The sequence below is a fragment of the Synechococcus sp. W70.1 genome (assembly GCF_047461515.1).
Lineage (GTDB): Bacteria > Cyanobacteriota > Cyanobacteriia > Thermostichales > Thermostichaceae > Thermostichus.
Genome location: NZ_JANSHH010000019.1, coordinates 26,429 through 34,853, shown reverse-complemented (window position 1 = coordinate 34,853; position 8,425 = coordinate 26,429). Strand labels below are relative to the sequence as shown.

Sequence of the window (8,425 nt, the reverse complement as noted above, 5' to 3'; positions counted from 1 at the left end):
CCGCCGCCTAAGCATGTGGTGGACTGGCTGGAGCATCTGCGCAAGACCGAAGAGCAGCGCCGTCGGATGGAGCGCAATGTCGCCCCTGTGATGAGCATGCTGGTGCAGGCGATGGTCGCGCGCGCCGCGGCGTTGAGCGGTGTCGCGCAAGGCGATTTCGACAAGGCGGAGGCGGACTACGAGCGCGAACGCGAGAAACTGCGCCAGGGCTACCAACAACGCCAACGCGAATGGGCGGAACTCATCCGATACTTCAAGAGCGTGCCCCCGCCGCCAGAGTGCCAGACGCTCGCCGACGCCTACTTCGCAGGGCTAAGCGAGTATGTCACGAGCATCTCGCAGATTGAAAAGAGCCTCATCGAGAACGACCTGAGCGGGCTGACGAGCATGTTGGGTTCCGTACAAAGCGAGTTGGACGCGCGGTTCGCCCGCGCCGACGCGGAACTGACCCGCGTGTGCGAGCAGTACGGCATCCGCAAGTATTTCGCCATCGGCGCGCAGGGCACGGAACTGATTCGCAGTCTCGGCGGCGGGCTGCCGCTGGGGTTCTAAGACAGAGGAATCCTGCGCCCTCGCGCGAACCTGAAGCCTGTGATGAGGCTTCTGTTCTCCTTCGAACACGAGGGCGAGTTGGCGGCGGCGACGGCGAACCACACGCGCCTGCGCCTGACCGCGCGCGGCGCAACGCACGGCAAACGCGCCCTGCAGGTGGAGTACCTGCCCGACCGCGACTGGCCGAACCTGATGTTCCGCGCGCCCAGCCCGTGGGACTGGCGCGGCTACGCGGGGCTGGCGTTCGATCTGTATAACCCGATGCGCGAGCCTGTGCAGTTCGGCGTGCGCGTGGACGATGACCCGCGCGCTGACGGCGTACACCACTGCCGCCAAGGAACCTATACAATCCAGCCACGCACGCGCAAGCGGTTTGTGTTCCCGCTGGGGCGCAACCCGATGGACTACGGCATGCGCGGGCTACCCCCCATCGGCAAAGACCTCACGCGAATCGGCGTCGTCAACGCGGGCAATATCCGACTGGAGCATATCGTCGCGTTCCAAATCTTTCTGTGGCGCGGCGACAAGCCCCGTGTGCTGATTGTCGACAACATCCGCCTGCTCGAAGGCGACGAGTCGCTGGAGGGCATCGTCGACGAGTTCGGGCAATACGCCCGCGACACCTGGCAGGGCAAGATCCGCAGCCTGAGCCACCTGCGCCGCACGCGCACGCTGGAACTGCGCGAGCTGGAACGCCTGCCCGCCCCCGAAGACTTCGACGAGTACGGCGCGTGGAGAACGGGACCGCAACTCAAAGCCACGGGCTACTTCCGCATGGAAAAGGTCGGCGACCGCTGGTGGCTCGTCGCGCCCAACGGTAGGCTCTTCTTCTCGGTGGGCATCGACTGCGTGCATTACGGCGATCCGACCTTCATCACGGGGCGCGAGTATATGTTCCGCTGGCTGCCGCGCGAGGGCGACCCGCTCGCCAAACACTATGGGCACGCCACCGCGTTGATGGGACCCATCAAGGAGGGCAAGTGCTACAACTTCTACGCCGCGAACTTGGAGCGCAAGTACGGCACGGACTACCCCGCCCAGTGGCGCGAGCAGACCCTTAGACGCCTGCGCTCGTGGGGGTTCAACACCATCGCGAACTGGTCGCTGTGGGAATGGCATCGCAACGGGCGCATCCCGTATGTGGCAACGGCGGGCGTGTGGGGCGAGCATAAGCGTGTGCCCAGCGGCAGCGACTACTGGGGCAAGATGCACGACCCGTTCGACCCGCAGTTCGCCGTCAACGCTCGCGCGAGCATCGAACCCGTCGCCCAGCGCGTCAAGGACGACCCGTGGTGCCTCGGCTTTTTCGTGGACAACGAGCTGAGCTGGGCAGGGCAGGGCGAGGACGGCGGACGCTACGGGCTGGCATACGGCGCACTGAGCCTGCACGCCGACGACTCGCCCGCCAAACGCGCCTTTCTGGAGCAGCTGCGCACGAAGTACGGCGCGATTGAACGGCTCAACGAAGCGTGGGGTGCAAACTACCCCAGCTGGGACGCGCTGCGCCCGCCCGTGTCGCTCCCACCCGCCGCCACGCGCGCTCGCCAGCAGGACTTTAGCGCGTTCGTGCGTGCCTTCGCACGCCAATACTTTCAGACCATCCGCGCCATCCTGCGCGAACTCGCGCCGAACCACCTCTACTTGGGCTGCCGATTCGCATGGTACTCGCTGGATGCCGTACTCGCCGCCGCCGAGCTGTGCGATGTGCTGAGCTTCAACATCTACGCGCCCAAGTTGGACCACGGCGCGTACAGCTTCCTCGTGCCGCTGGACAAGCCTGTGATTATCGGCGAGTTCCACTTCGGCGCGCTCGATCGTGGGATGTTCCACACGGGGCTGGTCGCCGCGCCGAACCAGCGCGAACGCGCCCGCATGTACGAAGCCTATGTCAACAGCGTGTTAGACCACCCGCTGTTTGTGGGCTGTCACTGGTTTCAGTATATGGATCAGCCGCTGACGGGGCGCACGCTGGACGGCGAGAACTATAACATCGGCTTCGTGACGATTGCCGACGCGCCGTACCCAGAGATGGTCGCCGCCGCGCGCAAGACGCACAGCGCGATGTATCGGCGCAGGATGAAGAGCAGATGAGAATCGCCCCAGATTTCCCATGAGGAGCATCGGCAGCCCTTGACATCTGAGGAGGCTGTATACATGGTGAATCGTCGTGGCTTTACACTGATTGAGTTGCTGGTCGTAATAGCGATCATCGCCATTTTGGCGGCGATCCTGTTCCCTGTGTTTGCGTAGGCACGCGAGAAGGCGCGTCAGACCCAGTGTGTGAGCAATGCCAAACAGATTGGCACTGCAATAATGATGTACGGTCAAGACTATGACGAGACCTACATCCCGTGGTTTGTGCGCACGGGTTTACCGCGCAACCAGTACCGTGATGACCTTCGCAGCTGGGTGCAAAACTTGCAACCCTATATCAGGAGCGGCGAGCCGTCCCGCCCTGCAGGCAGCGGACCGTTTTCGAGCGTGCCCCCGAACGGATTGATGGCGTGTCCGTCGTTCAATGAGAGTCGCTTCCAGCAGGTGGCGAACCGCCCTGACTGCGACAATGGAGCATTGAACGAGACCTGGTGGCCACCGCAGCTCTACCATGCCCATTATGGGATTGGTTTTGGTGAAATCGCCACAGGCGGCAATTGCAGCCGAGAGAACCCGTACTATAAGTTCGCGGGCAGTGATGTGCGTGTCTCGATAATGTCGTTTGCGACGCCGCGGCGCCCTGCGGAGACAGCCATCGTTACGGACGGCTTCACGGGGATTATCCGAAGCGGTGGATTCGGCACCACGATGGGGTGCGAAGCTGCCGATAGCCACAGCGGCGGAGGCACACATATCTTCTGCGACGGGCATGCCAAGTGGATTGCTCGCAATAGCGAGCGATACTTGAATGTCGACTCGACAGGCTGCTTCTATAAGCGATTCTATGCGGTCGACAAGGAGTAGCCTATGGCGAACATGAAGACCATCGGGATGCTCCTGATTGTTGCCGTATTCCTCGTGGCAGTCGCAGTAGTGATACGCCAGCAATCGACCGCGCCGCCGAAACCATCCGTTCCCTGCTGCACTGGGTATAATACCGCAGGGAGTTATCCGCTATGAGAAAACTGGTCGCACTAATCACGGCGTTCGCCGTGTTGGTCGGAGGGATTGCGCAGCAATCAAACGCTCCAAAGCAGGAGCCGCCGAAACGAGAGCAGGCGCAACAAAAGCCCCAAAAGCCTGAACCGCCGAAGCCTGGCGTCTTCGTCGCCGAGGGCAGGCAGATCAACTTTTTCTCGCGGGGCGAAGGCACGCTGGTCTTTCGCGGGCGCGGCTACCTCGTCATCAACACCGTGCAAGGCAAGGTGCAGATCGAGGGCTTCCAAGAAGTGAAAGAGCTGCCGCGCAGCGTGCGCATCAAGCCCCCGCTGAGCGAGCGACTGAAAGTCTACATGGGACAGGGTACCGTGCGCATCGAGGGCAAGTACGACTCGGTGCGGGCAGTGCTACGCGATGTGCGCGTCGACTTCAAGGGCATCGCCGCGTTCACCATGCAAGGCACGGGAACCGCCAGTATCGACGGAGTCAAACGCGAGCTGACCCCCATAACCGCCTTCACGATGTATGTGCCAGAGCCTAACTGGGGAACCGAAGAGGATGTGAAGGCTCAAACGCCCAAGACCGATAAGCGGTGAGCGATGCGCCTGATTGCGCTGGAGCTGGAGAACTTCCGCCAGTACGCCCACGCGCAGGTAGCCTTTGAGTCGGGCGTTACGGCGATTGTGGGTGCGAACGGCGCGGGCAAGACCACCCTGCTGGAAGCGATTCTGTGGGCGCTGTACGGCGCACGCGCCCTCCGCGAGGGGGTAGACACCCTCCGATTCCTCTGGTCGCAAGGCGGCGCGAAGGTGCGTGTGCAACTGGAGTTCGAACTCGGCAATCGCCGCTATCGAGTCAAGCGCACGCCTACTGAGGCTGACCTCGCGCAACTCAACCCCGACGGCGCATGGCTCTCCCTCGCGCGCGGCGCGAACCCCGTCAACCGACAGGTGGAGCAGCTGCTCGGCATGAACCATCTGCAGTTTCAGACCAGCTTCTGCGCGCGCCAGAAGGAGCTGGAGTTTCTCGGCTACACGCCCCAGAAGCGACGCGAGGAAATCAGCAAGATGCTCGGCTACGAGCGCGTCGGCGAGGCGGCGGAGGCAATCGCGAAAGCAGAGCGCGAACTCAAAGCGTCGGTGGAAGGGCTGCGCTATGGCGTCGGCGACCCCCGCGCGCTGCAAGAGCAACTGCAGGCGGTGGAGTGCGCCCTGCAGGAGACCGAGAGCGCACTGCGCGCGGAGCAAGCCGCCTTGGAGCAAGCTGTCGCCGCGCGCGACGCCGCACGCGCCCACTACGACGCCCAAGCCGCTCTGCGCGAGCAGTACCAGAGCTTGCAGCACCAGCACAACCTTCTGCAGAACGACCGGCAGCACGCACAGCGGCGCATCGAGGAGCTGCGCGCCCACTGGGAGCAACTCAAGGCGGCGTGCGAGCGCTTCAAAGCCATCAAGCCTGACGCTGACCGCTACCGCCAGCTCGCCCGCGAGCTGGAAGCGATGGAGCAACTCGCGCAGGCGGAGCAACAGCGCGCCCAGCTGCAGGCGCGGCTGGACGCCCTCGCCGAGCGACGCGCTCAACTCCACGCCGAACGCGACGAACTCCAGCAGAAGCAGGCGCAACTGCACGCTCTCTTGCCCCAACGCCAACGCGCCGCCGAACTGAGTCAACGCCTCGAGCAGCTCCGCCAGATTGCCCAGCAAGCCGCCCAGCGCGCCCGAATCGAGGCGCAACTACAAGCCGTCCAGGCGCAGCTGCAAGACCTGCAGGCGAAGGCGCGTAGGCGCGACGCGCTCGCACGCGAATCCAAGCAAGCCGACGCCGCGCTCCAAGCACACCTGCGCGCCTGCGCCGAGACCGAAGCCGAACTGCAGCGCGTACTCCAAGCGTGGAACCAGCAACGCGCGGAGATAGAAGCCGAACAGCGCAGCCTGCAGGCGACCCTGCAGCAGCAACGCGCGCGCGTGCAGCAACTCGAATCGCTGGGCGAAGCGAGCGAGTGCCCCACCTGCGGGCAACCGCTCGGCGACGCCTATCACAGAGTGTTGGCAAACGCGCAGCAGGAGGCGCGCGCGACCGAACGCCAGCTGCGCGCCCTGCGCCAACAACTGAACGCGCTCCAGCAGGAACCGACAGAGGCGCGCGCCCTGCGCGAGCAACTCGCCCAGCAGCAGCAGGCGCGCAATAACGCCCAGCAGCAACTCGCCGAACTGCAAGCGAACCTGCGCCAGCTGGAGACCGAACTGCGCCAGGCAGACGCCTTAGAACGCCAACAACACGACCTACAACACCAACTCGCCCGAATCCCCGTCTATGACCCGCAGGAGGAGCAGTCCGTGCAAGCCGAGCTGGACGCGCTCCAGCCCGACCTGCAACAGGCGCATGCGCTGGAAGTCGAACTGCGCCGCCTGCCCGCCCTCGAGCGCGACCTCCAGCAGACCGAACGCGAGGCGCAGCGGGTGCAGACCGAAATCGCGCGCCTACCGCAAGGCTATGACCCCGCGCGCCATCATGCCCTGCGCGAGGAGACCGAACGTCTGCGCCCCCTCTACGAAGAAAGCCTACAACTTATCCCCGTTATCCAGCAGCGGGACGCCTTGCGCGCCCAAATCGAAGAGGCAAAAGCCGCCCTGCAGGAGATTACCACGCGCTTAGAGCAACTGGAGGCGCAGGTGGCTCAGTTAGACTACTCGGACGCGGCGTACCAGCAGGCGGAAGCGGCGTACCAGCAGGCGGAAGCGGAGGTGAACGCCTTGGAGCGCAGCCTCGCCGCGCGTCACGCCGAATACGCCAGCCAAACCGCCCTGCGCGACCAACTCCGCGCCCAACTCGAACGCCTGCTCGAACTCCAGCGCGCCCTGCGCGAGCAGGAACACCAACTGCGCATGCACAACCTGCTGCGCAAAGCGATGCAGGACTTTCGCACCGACCTGAACACGCGCTTGCGCCCCACCCTCGCCGCGCTCGCTACCGAGTTCCTTACCGCGCTCACCAACGGGCGTTACTCCGAACTCGAAATCGACGAGGAGTACCGCTTCACCCTTCTGGACGAGGGGCATCGCAAGGCGGTCATCTCTGGCGGCGAGGAAGACATCGTGAACCTGAGTTTGCGCCTCGCGCTTGCACGCCTAATCACTGAACGCGCGGGGCAGCCCCTCTCCCTGCTGATTCTCGACGAGGTGTTCGCCTCGCTGGACGCCGAACGCCGCCAAAGCGTGATGGAACTGCTGAACAACCTGCGCACATGGTTCGACCAGATTTTGGTCATCTCGCACTTTGAGGAGATTAACGAGGCTGCCGACCATTGCCTGCGCGTGCGGCGCAACCCGCTCACACGCGCCAGCGAGATTCTGGAAGACGCGCTGCCCGACCCCGCGCTGCTGACCGCCGCCGCGCTGGATGCTGAATCGCTGGAATAGCTACCGCCGCTTGCCGAACGGCGACCACTTGCGCTTCTGCATGCGCTGCTGGAACTTGGTCATCTGCTTCATCAGCTTGCGCATCTCAAACAGCTGGTTCACCAGCGCGCTGACCTCTTCCAGCTTCACGCCGCTGCCCTTGGCGATGCGCACCTTGCGACTGTAGTTAATGATTTCGGGATGGCGTCGCTCCTGCGGGGTCATCGAGAGGATAATCGCTTCTGCACGCTTGAGCGCACGGTCATCAATCGGCATATCGCCTATCTGACTTTTGATCTGACTAAAGCCTGGCAGCAACTGGAGCAACTGCTCGAACGGACCCATGCGGCGGATTTGTTGCATCTGCGCGAGCATGTCTTCGAAGTCGAAGCTGGCGTCGCGCATCTTTTTCTCCAGCCGTCTCGCCTCTTCCTCCTGCATGGTTTGCTCGACGCGCTCGATGAGCGAGAGCACATCGCCCATGCCGAGGATACGGCTGGCGACTCGGTCGGGGTAGAACGGTTCGAGGGCGTCGGTGCGTTCGCCGACGCCGATAAAGCGCACGGGCTTGCCGACGACCGCCTTGACCGAGAGCGTCGCGCCGCCGCGCGCGTCGCCGTCCATCTTGCTCATAATGACGCCCGTCAGTTCCAGCCGCTCGTGGAACGCTTTCGCGACATTAACCGCCTCTTGCCCCGTGGTGGCGTCTACCACCAGCAGCACTTCGTGGGGCTGCAGCGCGGCGTGCATCCGTTGCAACTCGTCCATCAGCGGCTCGTCTACCTGTAGGCGTCCCGCCGTGTCCACAATCAGCACATCGTAGCCGTGCGTGCGGGCGTAGTCCAGTGCGCGCTGTGCGGTACTCACGGGGTCTTGGGTTCCCGCTTGCTGCGGGGTGAACGCGGGCACGCCAACCTGTTGCCCCAGCACCTCCAGCTGTTTAATAGCGGCGGGGCGTTGCAGGTCGCACGCCGCCAGCAGCGGGTTGCGCCCCTGCGATTTCGCCCAGCGTGCGAGCTTCGCGCAAGTCGTCGTCTTGCCCGAGCCTTGCAAGCCGCAGAGCATAAACACCGTCGGCGGGCGTGCTGCCCAGCGTATCGGCTCCGCCTCGCCCCCCAACAACGCGATCAATTCGTCGCGCACGATGCGAATCACCTGCTGGTCGGGGGTGAGGCTCTTGAGGACTTCCTCGCCGATCGCCTGTTCGCGGATTCGCGCGATAAAGTCTTTCACCACGCGGAAGTTCACATCTGCTTCCAGCAGGGCGAGCCGGATCTCGCGCAGCACCTCGTCGACGGTCTTCTCGTCCAGGCGGCTCGCGCCCCGAATGCGCGCGAATATCCCCTGCAGCTTGTCAGTCAGGCTCTCGAACATTGCCGCAT

General features: G+C 63.9%; 6 protein-coding genes and 1 pseudogene. 6 read left to right on the top strand and 1 reads right to left on the bottom strand.

Translation table 11 applies throughout. The annotated features are described in order from the left end of the window. The 6 genes and pseudogenes from NW808_RS04110 to NW808_RS04085 form a co-directional block, all read left to right on the top strand. On the top strand, window positions 1-552 hold a 552-nt coding region (locus tag NW808_RS04110; RefSeq protein WP_414420388.1), incomplete at its 5' end, for a hypothetical protein. A gap of 42 nt (window positions 553-594) precedes the next feature. Further along, the gene (locus NW808_RS04105) at window positions 595-2,643 is read left to right on the top strand and encodes a beta-galactosidase (RefSeq protein WP_414420387.1); all 2,049 of its coding nucleotides are present in this window, start codon (window positions 595-597) and stop codon (window positions 2,641-2,643) included. A gap of 63 nt (window positions 2,644-2,706) precedes the next feature. Next, window positions 2,707-2,802, top strand: coding sequence for a prepilin-type N-terminal cleavage/methylation domain-containing protein (locus tag NW808_RS04100; RefSeq protein WP_414420386.1), 96 nt, complete (start codon window positions 2,707-2,709; stop codon window positions 2,800-2,802). Between the two features lie 12 nt (window positions 2,803-2,814). Further along, window positions 2,815-3,510 (top strand): annotated as a pseudogene (locus tag NW808_RS04095) (DUF1559 domain-containing protein); the annotation flags it as partial. 152 nt (window positions 3,511-3,662) lie between these two features. After that, a complete protein-coding gene (locus NW808_RS04090) occupies window positions 3,663-4,241 on the top strand; it encodes a hypothetical protein (protein WP_414420385.1) in 579 nt (192 codons plus the stop codon). Between the two features lie 3 nt (window positions 4,242-4,244). Continuing rightward, window positions 4,245-7,064 (top strand): AAA family ATPase, encoded by a 2,820-nt coding sequence (locus tag NW808_RS04085; RefSeq protein ID WP_414420384.1) that lies wholly within the window; start codon window positions 4,245-4,247, stop codon window positions 7,062-7,064. Here the strand turns inward: NW808_RS04085 and ffh are convergent, their stop codons facing one another. Next, window positions 7,065-8,417, bottom strand: coding sequence for a signal recognition particle protein (gene ffh, locus NW808_RS04080; RefSeq protein WP_414420383.1), 1,353 nt, complete (start codon window positions 8,415-8,417; stop codon window positions 7,065-7,067). It lies immediately after the preceding gene. Between the last annotated feature and the right edge of the window lie 8 nt (window positions 8,418-8,425).

Bases quoted from the DNA above. Each gene is read 5' to 3' on its own strand.
- NW808_RS04105 (WP_414420387.1), top strand. From the start codon at position 595: ATGAGGCTTCTGTTCTCCTTCGAACACGAGGGCGAGTTGGCGGCGGCG.
- NW808_RS04100 (WP_414420386.1), top strand. From the start codon at position 2,707: ATGGTGAATCGTCGTGGCTTTACACTGATTGAGTTGCTGGTCGTAATA.
- NW808_RS04090 (WP_414420385.1), top strand. From the start codon at position 3,663: ATGAGAAAACTGGTCGCACTAATCACGGCGTTCGCCGTGTTGGTCGGA.
- NW808_RS04085 (WP_414420384.1), top strand. From the start codon at position 4,245: ATGCGCCTGATTGCGCTGGAGCTGGAGAACTTCCGCCAGTACGCCCAC.
- ffh (WP_414420383.1), bottom strand. From the start codon at position 8,417: ATGTTCGAGAGCCTGACTGACAAGCTGCAGGGGATATTCGCGCGCATT.